We start from the raw sequence: 17,744 nt of genomic DNA, 5'->3' as shown, positions 1-17,744 counted from the left end.
TAAGATTAAGCCAGCATACGACAGGAAAGGTTGAGAGCCAGTTGAAATTTAGACCATGCATTGATCTTCATCAAGGGAAAGTCAAGCAGATCGTAGGAGAAACACTGCAAGAGGACCACAACCTGGTGGTGGAAAATTTCGTATCCGAATATACACCTTCCTATTATGCGGAGCGGTTCAAGCAGGATGGGTTGACCGGCGGTCATGTCATTATGCTGGGCGCTGGCAATGAGGGAGCGGCCGAGGAAGCGCTGCAGGCTTATCCGGGAGGTCTGCAGATTGGCGGCGGCATCAAAGCAGATAACGCTGCAGGGTGGCTTGAACACGGAGCTTCGCATGTTATCGTCACGTCGTATGTATTTCAGGACGGACAGCTTCGTATGGACCATCTGGACCAGATCGTGTCGGAAATTGGCAGAGAAAAGCTGGTGATTGACTTAAGCTGCAAGCAGAAGGACGGTTCTTGGTATGTCGTGACCAACCAGTGGCGTACCTTCAGTGATTTTGAGCTGAACCAGGACAACATCCGGATGCTGGAGCAGTATTGCGACGAGTTTTTGGTCCATGCAGTTGATGTAGAAGGCAAACGCACCGGTATCCTGGAACCACTGGTAACCAAGCTGGCGGAATGGGTAACCATACCAACCACTTATGCCGGGGGAGCGAGATCGCTTGAAGATTTAGCCCGGTTCCGCGAGTTGGCGGGAGGCAAAATGGACATAACGGTCGGGAGTGCATTAGATTTGTTCGGCGGCAGTCTGTCTTACAAGGAAGTTTTGTCCTACTGCAGGTAACAGATGGATAGTTCTATTAATAGTTTACAGGGTCCATAGTCATATATTGTAAAATAGTGCTGCGGCTACTACTGTTTTTGTCATCGCTTGATATGATTAGTTAGGTTTCTAATTATATTATCGGGAGGATGAATTAATGAAAAGAAGTAAGTGGTTTGCGGCATTGTTCCTGAGTATTACCATGATGGTAACGGTGGCGGTTGGTTATAAGCCTTCGGAGGCTTCCGCTGCGACTGCCCGGACACCTGTAGTATTTGTACATGGTTTGTCCGGCTCGGACACCAACTTCTCTTATATCAAGAGATATCTGCTTAGCCAGGGCTGGACGAGCAACGAATTGTATGCGATTGACCTTCCGAGCAAGCAGGGCAACCAGCTGTTGAATTCTGCAGCAATCGAGAACTTTGTGGATGATGTCCTGGCAAGAACTGGTCATAGCGAAGTTCATCTGATTGGCCACAGTATGGGTGGAGCGAACAGCCTGTATTACATACTGAACCGTGGCGGAGCTGCCAAAGTAGACAAGCTGATCACGCTTGGCGGGGCAAACCGTCTGACAACAAGCTATGCTCCTGCCGGAGTTGATGTCACTTCGATATACTCGACAAGCGACACAATCGTTTCACCTTCGCTCTCCAGACTGTACGGAGCGAATAACATTCAAATTTCGGGTGTTTCGCATGTCGGTCTTATTTTCAGCTCTTATGTAAATAGTCTTGTAAAAGCAGCCCTTCTGGAGTAGTTAAACTCCTTTACTGCTTAATCCTGGTCTTTGCAGCTTATCTGCTGCATAAGGCCAGGATTTTTGCTGTCTTTAGCACAAAATTGCTCAGAGGCATATGGACGGCATCCCTTCCAATGAAGTAAAGTAAGATAGAACAGCTCTTGGCAGTTACGGATATGTAAGCGTTTAATATGATTGGAAAGCAAACGAACACTTGGAGAGGAGTATACATATGAAGCTGGAGCAGGGACAGAAGCTGTTATTCATAGGCGACTCAATTACAGATTGCGACCGGGCAAAGCCGGAAGGGGAGGGGCTGTTTGGTGCACTGGGCAAAGGATATGTGTCCCTTATTGATGCACTGCTGCAGGCCGTCTATCCAGAGCTTGGCATCCGGGTTGTCAACAAGGGAATCGGCGGCAATACGGTTCGTGACCTGAAGGCAAGATGGCAGGAGGATGTCATCAATCAGGAGCCAGACTGGCTGGCGGTAATGATAGGTATTAATGATGTTTGGCGGCAGTTTGATGTACCATTAATCAAGGAATGGCATGTTTATATCGATGAATATGAAGCGACACTTCGGGAATTAACCGCTGCCGTTAAGCCGCGGGTTAAGCAGCTGGTTCTGATGACCCCGTTTTACCTAGAGCCCAATGAACAGGACAAGATGAGGCAAAAGATGGATGAATACGGCTCCGTAGTTAAGCGAATTGCACAGGAGCAGGGTGCGCTGTTTGTCGACACTCAAGCTGCTTTTAATGAGGTTATGAAGGAGCTTTACCCCGCTACCTTAGCATGGGACCGGGTGCATCCGACTCAGGCAGGACATATGGTGCTCGCCCGTGCGTTCCTGAATGCGGCTGGATTTGAATGGAAGCGCGCCCAGTAAGATTAATTATTTGATTAATAACCTGTGCAGCTAAAAGAAGCGGCAGTCTGATATCTGGTTAAGGGGCGATTGCTCCGCATACAGATACAGTCTGCCGTTTTTGTTGTTATAACGGCTCAGCATCCTGCTCTCGCCTGCGGTACGTAACTGGTGTGCAGCCGAAGCGCTGCTTGAATAGTGTATTAAAATAACTGAGATTATTGAAGCCGACATCAAGTGCCACTTCCATTACCTTCTTGTCGGTTTGACGAAGCAGCTGTGCTGCCTGCTGTACGCGGTAATCATTAATGTAAGATACGGGACTCTTCGTTGTGATATTTTTGAAGAACCGGCAAAAGTACGCCTCGCTCATGGATAGCTGGCGGGCCAGGTCCTTCAGCTGGATAGGCTCCTGGTAATGCTGCTCGATATACTGAATAACCTTCTTCAGCCGGTCAATCCGGTAGCTGCCTGTTCGTGCTTTCTTGCCTACCTCACCGGGAACGCCAAGCAGCAGGAGCTTAGAGAGGATCAGGCAGAGCAGGCCCTTGGTTGTCAGCTCGTAAACCGGGGACTTGGACCGGTTGATCGCAAACAAGCTGACGAGCATGCTGAGTATATCGCGCCCCTCTTCGGTCAGTCCCGTAATGTGGATTGGGACGGTGTAATTTTTCCTCATAAGCGGCTGTATATATTGATTATGCACGATGTCGATTGCACCGCCCGCCAGAAGCTCCGGATGGAAGACAACCGCCTCGAATGAGCAGGCAGTACCGCCTGCCACTGAACCCGAATGAAGCTCACCGGAATTGACGAAGATGGCTTCACCGGCTTTCACCTCGTAGTCATGAACATCAATACGGAAGACGGCCTGTCCTTCTGTTACTAATAGCAGCTCAAGCTCCTCATGCCAATGGAGGTCCAGCAGCGGCTCGTCCGAAGTAACATGCCTATCATAGATGCTTACCGGATAGACCGGATCGCCGTGCTTACGGTTTTCCTTCAGCGTTGCCTTGTTCATAGACCTACCCACCCCTCGTGATTAATCATGGTATATGTCAAAATCGTGATATAAGTAGGCAAAATCAAGTGAGAAATGAAGACTATTTGTCAATATCATTATAAACATAGACGAGGAGGGATCTCAAATGAAGTTTACCGACGGTTATTGGCAAATACGTGAAGGCGTTACCATTTCCTATCCGATCGATGTTCGTGATGTGCAGGTCAGCGGCAGCGATCTATCCGTATATTCCGCGTGCAAATTTGTTGAGAAGAAAGGCGATACCCTGAACGGTACGATGCTTACTGCCGAATTCAGTTCGCCGCTTAAGGATGTTATCCGTGTTCGCTGGACGCATCATGCCGGCACCCGCAAGGTCGGACCGGAATTTGAGACGGCACGGGATGCTTCAATTCAAGCTGAAATCGCTCACAATGACGGCCATGTTCTGTACCAGAATGGCTCGCTGACTGCCAAGATCCGTACCAAAGGCGGATTCGCACTGGATTTCCTGTATGGCGGGAAACGGCTGACAGGCACCGCTATTAAAGGGGCAGCTTACCTTAAGGATGAGAAGGGGCAGCCGTATTTCCGTGAGATGCTGGATCTTGGTGTAGGCGAACAAATTTATGGTCTAGGGGAGCGCTTCACTCCTTTCGTTAAAAATGGACAAGTGGTTGATATCTGGAACGAAGACGGCGGTACAAGCAGCGAGCAGGCTTACAAGAACGTGCCGTTCTACCTGTCTAGTGCCGGTTATGGCGTATTCGTCAACCATCCCGAGCGCGTATCCTTTGAGGTTGGCTCCGAGGTGGTATCCAAGGTGGGCTTCAGCGTTCCGGGAGAGAGCCTGGAATACTTCATTATTGGCGGCGACACGCTGAAGGACGTACTGGATAATTACACTGCGCTGACAGGCAAGCCCGCACTCCCGCCGGCATGGTCGTTTGGCCTATGGCTGACCACCTCGTTCACGACCGACTATGATGAAGCAACAGTCAACAGCTTTATTGAAGGCATGGCAGAGCGTAATATCCCGCTGCATGTATTCCATTTTGACTGCTTCTGGATGAAGGAATACCAATGGTGCGATTTTGAGTGGGACCCGGACATGTTCCCTGACCCGGAAGGCATGCTGCGCCGTCTGAAGGACCGGGGCCTGAAGATCTGCGTATGGATCAATTCTTACATTGCCCAGAAATCACCGCTGTTCAAGGAAGGCGCCGAGAAGGGTTATCTTGTGAAGAAGCCGAACGGGGATGTGTGGCAGTGGGACAAATGGCAGGCCGGCATGGGGCTGGTCGACTTTACGAATCCGGATGCTGTTCGCTGGTACAAATCGCATCTGGAGCGTCTGGTTGATATGGGCGTCGACTGCTTCAAGACAGACTTCGGCGAGCGCATCCCGACTGATGTCGTCTATTATGACGGCTCTGACCCGCAGAAGATGCATAACTACTATACGTTCCTGTACAACAAGGCGGTATTCGAGGTGCTCGAAGACAAGCTTGGCAAAAATGAGGCGATGCTGTTCGCACGTTCCGCGACGGCCGGCGGCCAGCAGTTCCCGGTTCACTGGGGCGGCGACTGCTCGGCGACATATGACTCCATGGCAGAAACGCTGCGCGGAGGTCTGTCGCTCGGCCTATCGGGCTTTGGCTTCTGGAGCCATGACATAAGCGGCTTCGAGGCGACGGCTCCGCCTGATATTTACAAGCGCTGGGTAGCCTTTGGCTTGATGTCCTCACACAGCCGCCTTCACGGCAATGAGTCGTACCGTGTGCCATGGCTGTTTGACGAGGAATCTGTCGATGTGCTCCGCTATTTTACAGAGCTCAAGAGTGCGCTGATGCCGCATCTGTTCCCGTACGCGGTTGAAGCGAGCAAGCGCGGCCTGCCGATGATGCGTGCGATGGTACTGGAATTCCCTGAGGATCGTACAACTCACCATCTGGACCGGCAGTATATGCTGGGTGAACAGCTGCTCGTGGCACCGATCTTTAATACGGAAGGCTTGGCTGATTACTACGTGCCGGCTGGCCGCTGGACGAATCTGATCACCGGTAAAGTCATTGAAGGCGGCAGGTGGGTGCAGGAGCAGCACGGCTACATGACGATGCCGCTGCTTGTGCGGCCGAACAGCCTGATTGCAATCGGCAAGGATAATCAGCGTCCGGATTATGATTTTGCCGATGATGTAACGCTTCATCTGTTTGAGCTTGAGGATGGCGCCGAAGCAAAGACGGTTGTCTGCGCAATGGACGGCAGGGAAGAGCTGACAGTCCGTGCAGTTCGTACAGGCAGCACGATTGAAGTTACCGCTGAGGGCGCATCGAAGCCATGGCATCTTGTGCTGCGCGGCATTTCAAGCATTACATCAGTGGAAGGCGCAACGCAGGCTGATTCGGCTGAAGGCGTGAAGCTGACACCAAATGCCGGAAACCTGACTATTCAGCTGTAGTGAAGCATGAAAGGTACTAAGAAATTAGAGGACTGCCATAACCGGGGATATCCGGAGGCAGTCCTCTTCTTTGTGACTAGGTGCCAGACTTCTTAATGACAGACATTTTTCCATTTGTCTCCAGGATGACGGCCTCAACTTGATCAAGCCCCATCATTCCCTGGGTGCGTACATACTGCATCACTTCATTCTCCACCACTCGTTCTCTGCGCATGGCTTCCCGCCTGAACTCTCCTTTGTAATACAGGAGCTGCGGCTCCGACTTAATCATTTCCTCAAACCGGCCGCTTCGTACAGCAGACCAGGCGACCAGGTACTGCAGGGCGACCAGCAGAGTCAGCGCCAGTATGCCTTCGGTAAGTGAAATGTCCTTGTTAAGCACGACCGTTGCCAGCGTGGAACCGATCGCAACCGTTACAACGAGGTCAAAGGCATTCATCTTTGAGAGGGTGCGTTTGCCTGCAACCCGGACCAGAATGACTAAATAAGCATAAGCAAGTATGCCAATCACAAGGATTCGCAGAAGATCCATCCAAGAGTCAAAAAACATACCGTTCTCCTTTCTGCATCGTTAGGGTTCCTGTAGCTTACGTATACCCGGCTAGACACTATTTAAAAAGTTGAACAAGAGTCTTAAGTAATGAGACACTATGCAATCTAAAGATTTGTCTTCAGGAATTCTGCTTACAATCCGATATAAAAATTGTCAACTAGTCGTATTGGAATGGAGAGGACCCAGTGGAGGTTTTAACACTTGTCTATGCTGTCTGTTTTTTTGGTGCAGCCATTTTTGGCGTGAGTCCTGCAGATTTAGTATTTCAGCTTGTAATTGGTATGATTTTGCTCGGGGTTTACTTGGTTCTGCGGCATGACCGGCGTGAGCAGGAGAAATTTCGAATGTGGCTGGATGCGAACCGGCTGCAAATATTATCGGACCGGGCCTTTTATAACCATATCGAGATTGACCGTCATACGAAGTTTGTACAATTTGATGCAGCGGTCTCATTTGGGATATTCAGTACTCGGCGGACGAGCCGCTTGTTTGTGAGAGAAGTTCATTTCACTCTACTGCAGGGAATGCTGTTCAGTTTGATCACATTGCTGTTTGGCTGGTGGGCCTTGCCGGTCGGTCCGTTCAGATCCATATCGGTACTATGGCGCAACGTTAGAGGCGGGCACAAGATAACAGCTCAAGAGCTTATAGGCTGAATATCTAGAAGCATATATATAACAACAGGAGGCAGTACGAACAACATGGATGAATTCTACGGTATTATAGCAATCGGCATTGTCGTGGCAGTAGGGCTGTATTTGGTATTCTGGTTTCCGAAAGTGGTGAAAGGCTGGATCGATGCATTCAAAAAAAGGCTGCCTGTCCGCCATTATGCAACTACTGAATCCCAGCAGGTTATGAATGAGATGGAGCCTGGCGCGCTAAATGTGCTGCTTCTCTATATGAACGGCTTTAATCGAAAAATGAGCACTCACCGTGATATCGTAACACCGGCGTTTTTGAAAGAAGCGTACTTTCCCGAGACAGATACCTTCGATCCTGACGTCCCATTTGAAACGATGATCGAATACTTTGACAACGATTATCCTAATCGTCCAGGAATCAAGTCATATTTCTTCGATAGTATGGAACGGCTGTCAGACGGCAGTATCGCCGTAGGAACCTCTCGGTTGTACCATAGTGGCGGTACCTCGCGGATCCGGTATATTGTGACTCAGAACAGCGTCACCGGACATTGGTATATGGATCACATTGCACGCAATTTCACCGGGACGCTAATCGACCGGTTCGAGACGTCGCGTGGCACACAGATGTATGTGCTGGAGTTCGAGGAGGATAGCTACCTGCTCTATGAGACTGCAAATAACGTCCCAGGTGTACAGGTAGGGGATTTCATCTATGCAGAAGGATATTTGGTCACAGATGAGGAACTGGACGGGTCTCCCTATTACCGGCTGACGCAGATGCATCGTCTGGAGCAGGAAATAGCTGTATAGCGGACCTGTCGTTCACACTCACCAATGTGAACCGGTTCCTGCGTAATGGCCAATAAAATAACAGCGCCTTGAGCCGGCTGGCTTAAGGCGCTGTTTGCTATTTGCCCGAGAGCTGTATTATACGGTAAATCGGAACCAGCTAAGCTTAACCGGCGATTGAGCTGCCAGATACACGGATTGTCTGCCTGAAGCTCCCTCGATTGCACAGGTAAAGGACCGCCATTGCTCGGCACCGCCTGTAGCAGGCACCGTGCATGTGCCTGCCAGCTTGCCGTCCGGATTGCCTAGCCGGATCTCAACGACCGAGTCAGCGCTGCTTGCTGCACGCAGTTCAAGGGAGGTAACGCCTTCGCCAAGCTCAGCATCATGGAAGGCAATCCAGCCGCCCGCAGAGAAGCTGGCGCTGCTGCCGCCTTCCCGGCATTCATCAATAATAACGCCTGCGTATCCGGCATAGTCATCATAGTTGACAGCGCGGGTAACCTGACGCAGGTCACGCGGAGGGATGACTTCTCCGTCAACCTCTACCTTGGCTTGCAAACGGACATCGGCAGAGCTTGCTCCGATCATGATGCTATAAGTTCCGCTTTCCACGCAGTAACGTTCACGAGTCACATCCCAGAAGGCGAGCTCTTGAGCATGAAGCTTCATGGTAACGTCTCTGGTTTCGCCAGGCTGCAGGTACAGGCGGTCAAAGCCTTTGAGCTGCTTCAACGGGCGCTTGACACGTGATTCATTGGCTTTCACGTAGAGCTGCACAACCTCCTCGCCTGCTAAGCTGCTGTTATTCGTTACCTGGAATTGCACGGTCACTTGTCCATCAGCGCTGATTCTGCTGTTATCCAGCTGCAGGCCGCCGTAACGGAAAGTGGAATAGGAGAGTCCGTATCCGAACGGATAAAGCACTTCGCCGTCAAAGTACTGATAAGTCCGCTTGCCTTTAATAATATCGTAATCCATGAAGTCCGGAAGCTGCTCAACCGATTTGTACCATGTCATGTTCAGGCGGCCTGCCGGGTTGTAATCCCCGAAGAGCACATCGGCGACCGCTGTGCCGAGTTCCGAGCCGGCATGCGAAGTATATAGAACTGCCGGGATGTTGGCATCCACCCAGTTGATGGCGTACGGGTAGCTGCCTACGATAACAACAACGGTGTTTGGATTAACAGCATGCACCTCGCGGATCAGACGCTCCTGTGACTCGGCAAGGGTAATGTCGGGACGGTCCATCGTTTCCTTGCCGTTGATCAGCGGGTGGTTGCCGACAACAACAACAGCCACTTCAGCTTTCCGTGCTGCTTCAACCGCTTCCTTAAGACCATCGGTCACCTTGTCAACATGGAAGATGTCTGCCTCATCCCTTGAGCCGTCCTGAACGCGAAGGTTACCGGCGGTGCCGTCTACTTTAACCGGCCGGTCATTCCAGGTTGTCAGCTTCACTTGATTATCCTCTGAATCCGGACGAACGTGGAACACTTCCTTCGTGAACCACTCCCAGATCTGGGTAGAGGACGCGGTAACCTTCTCATCATCAGTGGTTAAATATTTACCGTTCTCCTCTGCAATGAGCGTATGGCTGGCCCAGCCCCAGTCCGTTGCTTCAAACACAGAGGCCCGCTCGGCTGTTGCTGCGTCAGCTGTAAGCGGGCTGTTCTCCGAATCGGAGAGACGCACATACTGTCCGTTTGCCGCGGATTTCAGCCTTACTCTGTCGCAGGCATTATGAAAGGAGACCTCTTTGCCCGGAAGCTTCGCCTGTATGCCTGCCAGCGGCGTAACGGCATACGGCAGCGTGCCGCTGTACCAGTCGCGATATACGATGCCGCCGAGCGGACCGATTACAGCGGCCTTGTGCAGCTTGTCGGCAGACAGAGGGAGCATACTGTTCTCATTTTTCAACAGAACGATGTTCTTCTGCGTTGCCTCAAGTGATAATGCCTTGTGCCCATCGTTCAATATGATGGATTCGTCTATTGCAGCGTACGGGTTACGCTCATCCGGGTCGAACTCGCCTAGACGGAAGCGGACACGGAAGGTATTGCGGAGTGCAATTTCCAGATCGTTCTCTGTCAGTAACCCCTCAGCGAGAGCATCGCGTATAGCCTGCTTGGAAATGTCTGCATCATCGGTTATGGAATCAATGCCGCTTTTGATGGTAAGAGCTACGGACTCCTTGTAGGTTTCATGATATTTATGATCATTAACAGTGCCGAGTACATCCCCGGCGTCACTTACGATGAATCCGTTCATACCCCACTGCTGTTTAACGATGCGGACTACATCCGGATTCAAGTTGGCCGGAACGCCATTGACGGAGTTGTATGCCGTCATCATGGACTGGGCGCCGCCCTCCTTGAACGGCATTTCGAAGGCCGGGAGGTAGTATTCATACATATTGCGCGGGTCAATGCTGACCGAGCATTCGCCGCGGTCGATTTCATTATTGTTGCCGAGGAAGTGCTTAAGGGACGCAACAGCCTTCAGATAAAAGGGATGGTCGCCCTGAATGCCCTTAATAAGCTCGGTAGCCAAGCGGCCCGTCAGATACGGGTCTTCACCATAGGCTTCCTCTGTCCGTCCCCAGCGGGGATCACGCTCCATGTCAACCGTAGGCGCCCACAAGGTTAGGCCGTTAACAGCCGGATTACGCTTATAGAAGGCGCGCGCTTCGTCGCCGATCGCGGCTCCCACCCGCTTCAGCAGCTCTTCATCCCAGGTACAGGCAAGGCCGATCGGCTGGGGATAGGTCGTGGCTTCGCCCAGCCAGGCAATGCCGTGAGCGGCTTCGGTGCCGTGTTTATAAGGCTTTACACCCAAATGGGCAATTTCATCCTGGTATTGGCACATCTGATTGATCTTCTCATCAAGCGTCATCCTGGAGACGAGATCGTTGACGCGGGCTTCTACCGGAAGATCGGGGTTCTGGAACGGAAACTTGTACGTAGTCGACATGTATACTTCACTCCTTATAATTATTGCACTTGCAAAAACGCATAACGCGAGAGTATATAAACTCTAGAAGATTACATTTAGGGAGAAGCCTGAACGAGCTTAGCTTTATCCCGTTTCTCATCCTTTCGATGACTGTAATCGCATACATTTACGCGTAACGATCAGATATGTACAGCTGGGGACTGACGGATAGCAAATGTAAACGTCCTCATTTTAACATGGACCCGCCGCCCAACATACCCGCATAATCTCGACAGAAATCCGGGCTAAATTAGTTTATTTTTCGCAGGTCTTTTCATGAAGACAGTCAATGAAGCTTGCGAAACTGCTCGGGGGGTATGCCGACATGCTTATGAAAGGTGGCGACAAAATGGCTTGCATCCCGGAACCCGACCTGTTCGGCGATACGCCTGACTGTAAGGCCGGGGCTGCTGACTAGCAGCTCCTTGGCTTTACCGATTCGCACTTGAATGAAGTATGCATAGGGAGAGAGCCCGAAGAGATGGCGGAACAGATCATTAAGCCGCCGAACGGACAGAGGGAGCACCTCGGCGATATCCTTAAGCCCGATATCAGGATTGCTGTAGTTCGCCTCCATCCATTCAATCATGGTCCGTACCCGCTCGATGTTACCGCTGCTTCCGGCCGTTGAAGCCGGATTGCCGTACCGGCTGAGCATCAGCAGGAACCGGTAGCAGTCCGCAGATATGTCGTGGCCGAACACATCTGCCCGTGACTCCAGTCTGCTCAGCATGCCTGCTATATAGGGATGGAGAGGGGATAGAGCATCCCACCGGAAGAAGGCGCTTTGCCGGATATGGAGGGTCCCTAGTATACTATCAGCCGCAGGTCCGCCAAACGTCAGATAGACGGTTTCCCAGAGCTCATCAGCCGCAGCATAACTGTGCGGAACATGCGGGAAGAGCAGCAGGCCCGTCCCGGCTGGCAGCCGGACAGTCTGGTCCTCGAAATGGATGACTCCCTCACCCGAGGAGGTTTGCAGCCAGTGATAGACAGGGTATCCGTCCGGTCTTGTGATGCTTTCCTGGTCGGGATTGAGCCCGATGCTCTCGACAAGCAGGGGGAGAGTATGGTTTTCGGATGGAGAAGGAACGAAACGGCGGTGGGGCTTGGGACCAATCGGATCGGGCATGCAAATCATCTCCTTGCCAGATTCTTATATGATAAATCTATAATATTATATTTAACCGTATGTTGAGAGCGATTACAATGATATTAAATTTATAGACGAAGGGATGAGCGGCATTGATCAACGACAAATTGCCTAAGATCTGGTACGGCGGCGACTATAATCCGGAGCAGTGGGACGCGGAAATCTGGGATGAGGATGTGCGGATGTTTAAGCTGGCTGGCATTGATGTGGCTACCTTGAATGTGTTTTCGTGGGCGCTTAACCAGCCGGATGAAGATACCTATGACTTTGCATGGCTGGACGAAACGATCCACCGGTTATACAAGAATGGCATTTATACCTGCCTGGCGACAAGCACGGGCGCTCATCCAGCCTGGATGGCGAAGAAATATCCGGATGTCCTGCGTGTTGACTATCAGGGACGCAAGCGGAAGTTCGGCGGCCGGCATAACTCCTGTCCGAACAGTCCAACTTACCGGAAGTATTCCAAGCTGATAGCCGGCAAGCTTGCGGAGCGGTACAAGAATCATCCGGCTGTTCTGATCTGGCATGTCTCGAACGAGTACGGCGGTTACTGCTACTGCGACAATTGCGCGGCCGGTTTCCGCACCTGGCTGCAGCAGCGATACGGCACGCTTGAGAAGCTTAACAAGGCGTGGAACACGCGCTTCTGGGGACATACCTTTTACGACTGGGATGAAATTGTGGTACCGAATGAGCTGAGCGAGGAATGGGGCGGCAACCGGACGAACTTCCAGGGAATATCACTGGATTACCGCCGCTTCATGTCGAACAGCCTGCTGGAATGCTACCGGATTGAATATGAAGAGCTGAAGAAGCATACGCCGGACCTGCCGGTCACAACCAATCTGATGGGCTTCTATCCGGAGCTTGATTATTTTGAGTGGGCCAAATATATGGATGTGGTATCTTGGGATAATTACCCTTCTTTTAACACGCCGTTCAGCTTCACCGCGATGACACATGATCTGATGCGCGGGTTGAAGAGCGGCCAGCCTTTCATGCTGATGGAGCAGACGCCAAGCCAGCAGAACTGGCAGCCGTACAATTCCCTCAAGCGTCCGGGCGTTATGCGTCTGTGGAGCTATCAGGCCGTGGCGCGGGGGGCAGACACGGTCATGTTCTTCCAGCTCCGCCGGTCAATCGGGGCCTGCGAGAAATATCATGGCGCGGTAATCGAACATGTGGGGCATGAGCACACGCGGGTGTTCCGTGAATGCGCCGAGCTAGGCAGTGAGCTGAAGCAGCTGTCCGACAGCGTGCTGGATGCCCGGGTGGACGCGAAGGTCGGCATTATCTACGACTGGGAAAACCGGTGGGCGGTCGAGCTGTCCAGCGGACCTTCCGTCGGTCTGAACTATGTGGACGAAGTGCATAAGTATTACGCGGCGCTCTTCAGCCGGAATGTCCAGACTGATATGATCGGCGTGGAGGAAGACCTAGGAAGGTATGATGTCGTCATTGCACCTGTCATGTACATGGTCAAGCCGGGCTTTGCAGATAAGGTGGAGGCATTTGTTAAGGATGGCGGCACATTCCTGACTACCTTCTTCAGCGGTATTGTCAACGAGAATGATCTTGTGACGACAGGCGGTTACCCGGGCGAGCTGCGCAAGGTGCTCGGCATCTGGGCAGAGGAAATCGACTCCCTGTTCCCGGATCAGCGCAATCAAATTGTGATGAAGAGCAAGCTTGGCAGTCTCGAGGGCAGCTATGAATGCGGTCTGCTGTGCGATCTGATCCATACAGAGGGTGCTGAAGTAGTAGCGGAGTACGGGGATGATTTTTACGCTGGAATGCCGGTTGTTACTGTTAATAAATTCGGCAAGGGTGAGGCGTGGTATGTGGCATCGAGTCCTGACCAGGCATTCCTGAACGGTCTGCTTAAGCATATCTGCGACACCAAGGGCATTAGCCCGACCCTTGATAACGTACCAGAGCAGGTAGAGGTCGCACGGAGAGTGAAGGATGGCAAGGAGATTCTGTTCCTGATGAATCACGGCAAGCAGCCGGCTGTTGTACCGGTTGGTCAAACCCCGGCGGTAAATTTGCTGGATGGGGCGGAGCTGCAAGGAAGCGTTGAGCTTCCCGCGCATGGGGTGACGATTCTGCAGCGTACCGTACAGTCACAATGATATGAATTGCCTGCGATGAATATCTCCCGGCCAATACGGTTGGGAGTATTCGTCTTTTTTATGCTGGAGCTGGCCAGAGTTGGAATTGCGTTCATGGCAAGAACGTGGGATAGTATAGAATATAAATAGTGTAAACGCTTGCTTATACGGGGTGAAAAGATGTTTAACAGCTGGGTTCGCAAATTTAACAGCATAAAGCTCCGAAACAAAATGATCCTATCCTATGTTTTTGTTATCGTCATTCCACTCATTATTGTCGGTCTCTTCCTCGTCGAGCAGTACCGGCAGCTGGCACTCGACAACGCGATCGAGCAGACGGAGAATAATGTTCTGCGCGTCAAGCAGCGTACGGCTGAGGTGCTCAGTGTTGCTATTGACCTGTCCAGCCGGCTGTCGCTCGACTCCCGTCTTGAGGATATCGCCAACAGGCGTTATACGGATACGATGGAAGTGTTTCAGGCATACAGCGATTATGATACGATCCGCAATTATCTGGACTTCAATTCCGAGGTATCGCGTATTAAGATGTACGTGGACAATCCTACCCTGATCAACAACTGGGAGCTGATTCCGCTCGACGAAGCAACCCGGGGCTCCTTCTGGCATCAGGCTGCCATGCAGAACAGAGGGACCATCGGCTGGTTTTACTTTGAGGATGAGGCCCGCAGCTGGAACAGCAGGCTAAGCATGGTCAGAAGGGTGCAATTCCCGGAGTATATGAGTGCAGGCGCTCTTGTTATCGACATTAATACGAACTACCTGAATGCTTCTCTTAACCAGGAACCGTTTGAAACCTACATTATGGATCATAATGATGTGATTGTGGCATCCAATGTTTCCTCGGTTATCGGCAAGAAGCTGTCCGAAACGCATCTTGGTCATGAGGTCGCCATGGCGGGGGTAGGCGCTCACGAGATTTCTGTTGGGGGTAAAGCCTCCAAGGTATTCGTCGAAGAGTTCAGGCCGGAGACAAGCTTCAATTCCCTGAAGTTCGTGTCAATCTTCTCTATCGAAAGCATTGTCTCGGAAGCCAACCGGATCAGCAGGTTCGGGATGACGATCATCGCCATCAGCTTTATGATTGCGCTTGGGCTCATTTATGTCATCTGTACCATACTTGCGAACCGGCTGCTTACGCTGAACAAGCAGATCAGCAAGGTGTCCAAGGGTAACTTGAACACGGTGGTCAAGGTAGATGGCAATGATGAAATCGGACTGCTGTCCAGACAATTCAACCAGATGGTGACCAATGTCAAGGATCTGATGGAAGAAGTCCAGCATTCCCATGAACAGAAGAACCAGCTGGAGCTCAAGCAGAATGAAATCAAGCTGAAAATGCTGGCTAATCAAATTAATCCGCATTTTCTCTATAACGCTCTGGAATCCATCAGGATGAAGGCTCATCTTAACGGGGAGAAGGAGATCGCGCAGACGGTCAAGCTTCTCGGCAAGCTGATGCGGAAGAACCTGGAGATAACCGGCAAGTCCATTATGCTGAAGGATGAGATTGAAATCAGCCGCTGTTATCTGGAAATTCAAAAATTCCGTCATGATGAACGGCTTGACTATGAGCTGGATATAGACCCGGAAACCGAGCATGCCCATCTGCCCCCGCTTATCATTCAGCCGCTCGTCGAAAATGCTGTAATTCACGGTCTTGAGCGGACAAGCAGAGGGGGCAAGGTATCTGTCAAGGCGCGGATGCATCAGGGCCATATCCATATTACGGTAACGGACAACGGGGCAGGCATTGCGCCGGAAAAGATGAAGCGGATACAACAATTCCTGGAGGATCAGGACGGTGACCGGATCGGCCTTACTAACGTGCAGCAGAGGCTGAAGCTCACCTATGGCGCGCAATATGGACTGGAGATCACGAGTACGCCTGACCAGGGTACGAGCATTCATTTTGCCATTCCGACGGAGGTTGACCATGTACAAAGTATTAATAGCAGATGATGAGAAATTAATCCGCGAGGGTCTTACCTCGATAGTGGACTGGGAAGAACAAGGATTTGAAATCGTGGGAACGGCTGCTGACGGAAATGACGCCTATCTGAAATATCAGGAGCTTCATCCGCATCTGATGCTGGTCGACATCCGTATGCCTGAGATGAATGGGCTGAAGCTCATTGAGCTGATTCGTGAGCAGGATGAGCAGATGCATTTCATCATATTGAGCGGCTATGCCGATTTTGACTATGCCAAAAAAGCGATCACGAGCCGAGTGGATGGATATATTTTGAAGCCGGTCGACGAAGATGAGCTGCTGGAGTATGTAGGCAAGGTAAAGGCGGAACTGGATAAGCAAGCCGTTTCTGCCGGTCAGCATAATGAGGAGGATAAGCGCAATCGGCTGCTGCAAGCGCTTTTCAGCGGGGATATGCCTGATCAGGTTGTTGTGCAGTCGCTTGCAGCCGAGCTGGATTTACAGGCGGATTCATATCAGGTTCTAATGGTATTAATTGAACCGGATCAGAATGGCAGAGATCAAACCGCAGAAGCGAAGCGGCAGTTCACCGCTGCTAATGAACGGCAGGGCTGGGGAATCGCTACTTTGGTAGAAGGAACATTGATTTTGCTGCTCCGTGAAGCCTGCGAATCAGAAGCCGCGCTTGGCCGTCTGTATTCCTCCATAGCGGAAGCCTTGGTCCGTTATGATATCCGTCTTACCCTCTCTTTGGGCGATCCAGTACAAGCTTTGGAACAGATCAAACAATCGTATGAGCAGGCCAGCCGGCGGATGGGGAGAAGATTTTTTGAACAGGAAGGCCGGATCATCTATCAGAGCAGGTACATCAGAGCTGAGGACAAGGAAGGTAGCTCGGAAGAGAAGGGATTTCAGCCGGCCGTTTTCTCTGAAAACCTCTATTATGCCCTAGATATCGGGAATAAGCAGAGTATGGCTAATGTGCTGGAGCAAGCCGGGGATACGATGATCAGAGCGGGGCTTAATGAGGAGGATATCAAGGGTACGTATGCCCAGATGGTCACTACAACGCTCACTAAGGTTGCCCAGAGTTATCCGGAGCTGCGGCCGGATGTGCAGGAGGCGATTGCCTGGATCATTAACCTATATAAGCAGCCGACCCTGAGGCTGCTGCAGGAAGTGGTTCTGGAGCGGTTAGAGCCGCTTGCGGATAAACTCGGGAGCGCCGATTCCGACCAGCTTGTCAAGAAAATGACCGATTTAATCCAGCGTAATTACGGTGAGAATCTTAAGCTTGAGCAGCTCGCTGAGGTGTTTAACTATAACAGTGCTTATCTCGGTAAGCTGTTCAAGAATTTCACCGGCGAATATTTCAACACGTATCTGGATAAAGTGAGGATTGAAAAAGCCAAGGAGCTGCTGGATCAGGGCTTGAAGGTGTATGCGGTAGCCGAACGTGTAGGCTATACGAATGTAGACTATTTTCACAGCAAATTCAAAAAATACGTAGGCCTTTCACCGTCGGCATATAAGAAGAAATAATATGATTGCAGGGTATCTCGCAGGTTATGATCCTGGAAGAGATGCCCTGTTTTGTCATCGGCGTATGAAGCCAGGCCTCCTGAATCCCCCCTGGTACAATCATGAAAACATAAATGAAAGCGCATGCAATTTGTATATGATTTTTGTG

General features: G+C 51.2%; 13 protein-coding genes. 9 read left to right on the top strand and 4 right to left on the bottom strand.

The genetic code is table 11. From position 1 onward, the window contains the following. The first annotated feature begins 41 nt into the window (after nt 1–41). From hisA to L1N82_RS14605, 3 genes are all read left to right on the top strand, one after another. The gene (gene hisA / locus L1N82_RS14615; RefSeq protein ID WP_235288174.1) at nt 42–794 is read left to right on the top strand and encodes a phosphoribosylformimino-5-aminoimidazole carboxamide ribotide isomerase; all 753 of its coding nucleotides are present in this window, start codon (nt 42–44) and stop codon (nt 792–794) included. 136 nt (nt 795–930) lie between these two features. Further along, complete coding sequence (locus tag L1N82_RS14610) at nt 931–1,536, top strand: esterase/lipase family protein (RefSeq protein WP_235288173.1); 606 nt, start codon at nt 931–933, stop codon at nt 1,534–1,536. Nucleotides 1,537–1,750: 214 nt separating this feature from the next. Continuing rightward, complete coding sequence (locus L1N82_RS14605; RefSeq protein ID WP_235288172.1) at nt 1,751–2,410, top strand: SGNH/GDSL hydrolase family protein; 660 nt, start codon at nt 1,751–1,753, stop codon at nt 2,408–2,410. 106 nt (nt 2,411–2,516) lie between these two features. Here L1N82_RS14605 and L1N82_RS14600 read toward each other — a convergent pair whose 3' ends face one another. Next, nucleotides 2,517–3,410 (bottom strand): AraC family transcriptional regulator, encoded by an 894-nt coding sequence (locus tag L1N82_RS14600; RefSeq protein WP_235288171.1) that lies wholly within the window; start codon nt 3,408–3,410, stop codon nt 2,517–2,519. Between the two features lie 127 nt (nt 3,411–3,537). On the opposite strand from L1N82_RS14600, the gene yicI reads away from it, so the two are divergent. Continuing rightward, entirely contained in the window at nt 3,538–5,853 is a 2,316-nt protein-coding gene (gene yicI / locus L1N82_RS14595; protein WP_235288170.1) for an alpha-xylosidase, read from the top strand. A gap of 76 nt (nt 5,854–5,929) precedes the next feature. Here the strand turns inward: yicI and L1N82_RS14590 are convergent, their stop codons facing one another. Then, nucleotides 5,930–6,385, bottom strand: coding sequence for a DUF421 domain-containing protein (locus L1N82_RS14590; protein ID WP_235288169.1), 456 nt, complete (start codon nt 6,383–6,385; stop codon nt 5,930–5,932). Between the two features lie 206 nt (nt 6,386–6,591). Between L1N82_RS14590 and L1N82_RS14585 the strand changes: the two genes are divergently transcribed. Together L1N82_RS14585 and L1N82_RS14580 are read left to right on the top strand one after the other, a co-directional pair. Next, the gene (locus tag L1N82_RS14585) at nt 6,592–7,062 is read left to right on the top strand and encodes a hypothetical protein (protein WP_235288168.1); all 471 of its coding nucleotides are present in this window, start codon (nt 6,592–6,594) and stop codon (nt 7,060–7,062) included. Between the two features lie 45 nt (nt 7,063–7,107). Beyond that, nucleotides 7,108–7,863, top strand: a complete 756-nt coding sequence (locus tag L1N82_RS14580; RefSeq protein ID WP_235288167.1) for a hypothetical protein — start codon at nt 7,108–7,110, stop codon at nt 7,861–7,863. Between the two features lie 117 nt (nt 7,864–7,980). On the opposite strand, the gene L1N82_RS14575 is transcribed toward L1N82_RS14580, so the two are convergent. Both L1N82_RS14575 and L1N82_RS14570 read right to left on the bottom strand, forming a co-directional pair. After that, nucleotides 7,981–10,815 (bottom strand): glycoside hydrolase family 3 protein, encoded by a 2,835-nt coding sequence (locus L1N82_RS14575; RefSeq protein WP_235288166.1) that lies wholly within the window; start codon nt 10,813–10,815, stop codon nt 7,981–7,983. 307 nt (nt 10,816–11,122) lie between these two features. Further along, on the bottom strand, nt 11,123–11,968 hold the full coding sequence (locus tag L1N82_RS14570) for an AraC family transcriptional regulator (RefSeq protein ID WP_235288165.1): 846 nt from the start codon (nt 11,966–11,968) through the stop codon (nt 11,123–11,125). Nucleotides 11,969–12,081: 113 nt separating this feature from the next. Here L1N82_RS14570 and L1N82_RS14565 point away from each other — a divergent pair, with 113 nt between their 5' ends. The 3 genes from L1N82_RS14565 to L1N82_RS14555 all read left to right on the top strand — a co-directional run bounded on the left by L1N82_RS14565 (nt 12,082) and on the right by L1N82_RS14555 (nt 17,596). Further along, nucleotides 12,082–14,124: a beta-galactosidase gene (locus L1N82_RS14565; protein ID WP_235288164.1), complete on the top strand. Its 2,043-nt coding sequence runs from the start codon at nt 12,082–12,084 to the stop codon at nt 14,122–14,124. A 210-nt stretch (nt 14,125–14,334) separates the two neighbouring features. Beyond that, nucleotides 14,335–16,083 (top strand): sensor histidine kinase, encoded by a 1,749-nt coding sequence (locus L1N82_RS14560; RefSeq protein WP_235288163.1) that lies wholly within the window; start codon nt 14,335–14,337, stop codon nt 16,081–16,083. Next, nucleotides 16,058–17,596, top strand: coding sequence for a response regulator transcription factor (locus L1N82_RS14555; protein ID WP_235288162.1), 1,539 nt, complete (start codon nt 16,058–16,060; stop codon nt 17,594–17,596). The genes L1N82_RS14560 and L1N82_RS14555 overlap by 26 nt, the downstream gene beginning before the upstream one ends. Nucleotides 17,597–17,744: the final 148 nt, after the last annotated feature.

The sequence above is a fragment of the Paenibacillus tarimensis genome, assembly GCF_021532315.1.
Taxonomy (GTDB): Bacteria; Bacillota; Bacilli; order Paenibacillales; family Paenibacillaceae; genus Paenibacillus_I; species Paenibacillus_I tarimensis.
This window is presented reverse-complemented; position numbering and strand designations above follow the sequence as displayed.

Coding starts and splice junctions, on each gene's coding strand:
- L1N82_RS14610 (WP_235288173.1), top strand. CDS start 931: ATGAAAAGAAGTAAGTGGTTTGCGGCATTGTTCCTGAGTATTACCATG.
- L1N82_RS14605 (WP_235288172.1), top strand. CDS start 1,751: ATGAAGCTGGAGCAGGGACAGAAGCTGTTATTCATAGGCGACTCAATT.
- L1N82_RS14600 (WP_235288171.1), bottom strand. CDS start 3,410: ATGAACAAGGCAACGCTGAAGGAAAACCGTAAGCACGGCGATCCGGTC.
- yicI (WP_235288170.1), top strand. CDS start 3,538: ATGAAGTTTACCGACGGTTATTGGCAAATACGTGAAGGCGTTACCATT.
- L1N82_RS14590 (WP_235288169.1), bottom strand. CDS start 6,385: ATGGATCTTCTGCGAATCCTTGTGATTGGCATACTTGCTTATGCTTAT.
- L1N82_RS14580 (WP_235288167.1), top strand. CDS start 7,108: ATGGATGAATTCTACGGTATTATAGCAATCGGCATTGTCGTGGCAGTA.
- L1N82_RS14575 (WP_235288166.1), bottom strand. CDS start 10,815: ATGTCGACTACGTACAAGTTTCCGTTCCAGAACCCCGATCTTCCGGTA.
- L1N82_RS14570 (WP_235288165.1), bottom strand. CDS start 11,968: ATGCCCGATCCGATTGGTCCCAAGCCCCACCGCCGTTTCGTTCCTTCT.
- L1N82_RS14560 (WP_235288163.1), top strand. CDS start 14,335: ATGATCCTATCCTATGTTTTTGTTATCGTCATTCCACTCATTATTGTC.
- L1N82_RS14555 (WP_235288162.1), top strand. CDS start 16,058: ATGTACAAAGTATTAATAGCAGATGATGAGAAATTAATCCGCGAGGGT.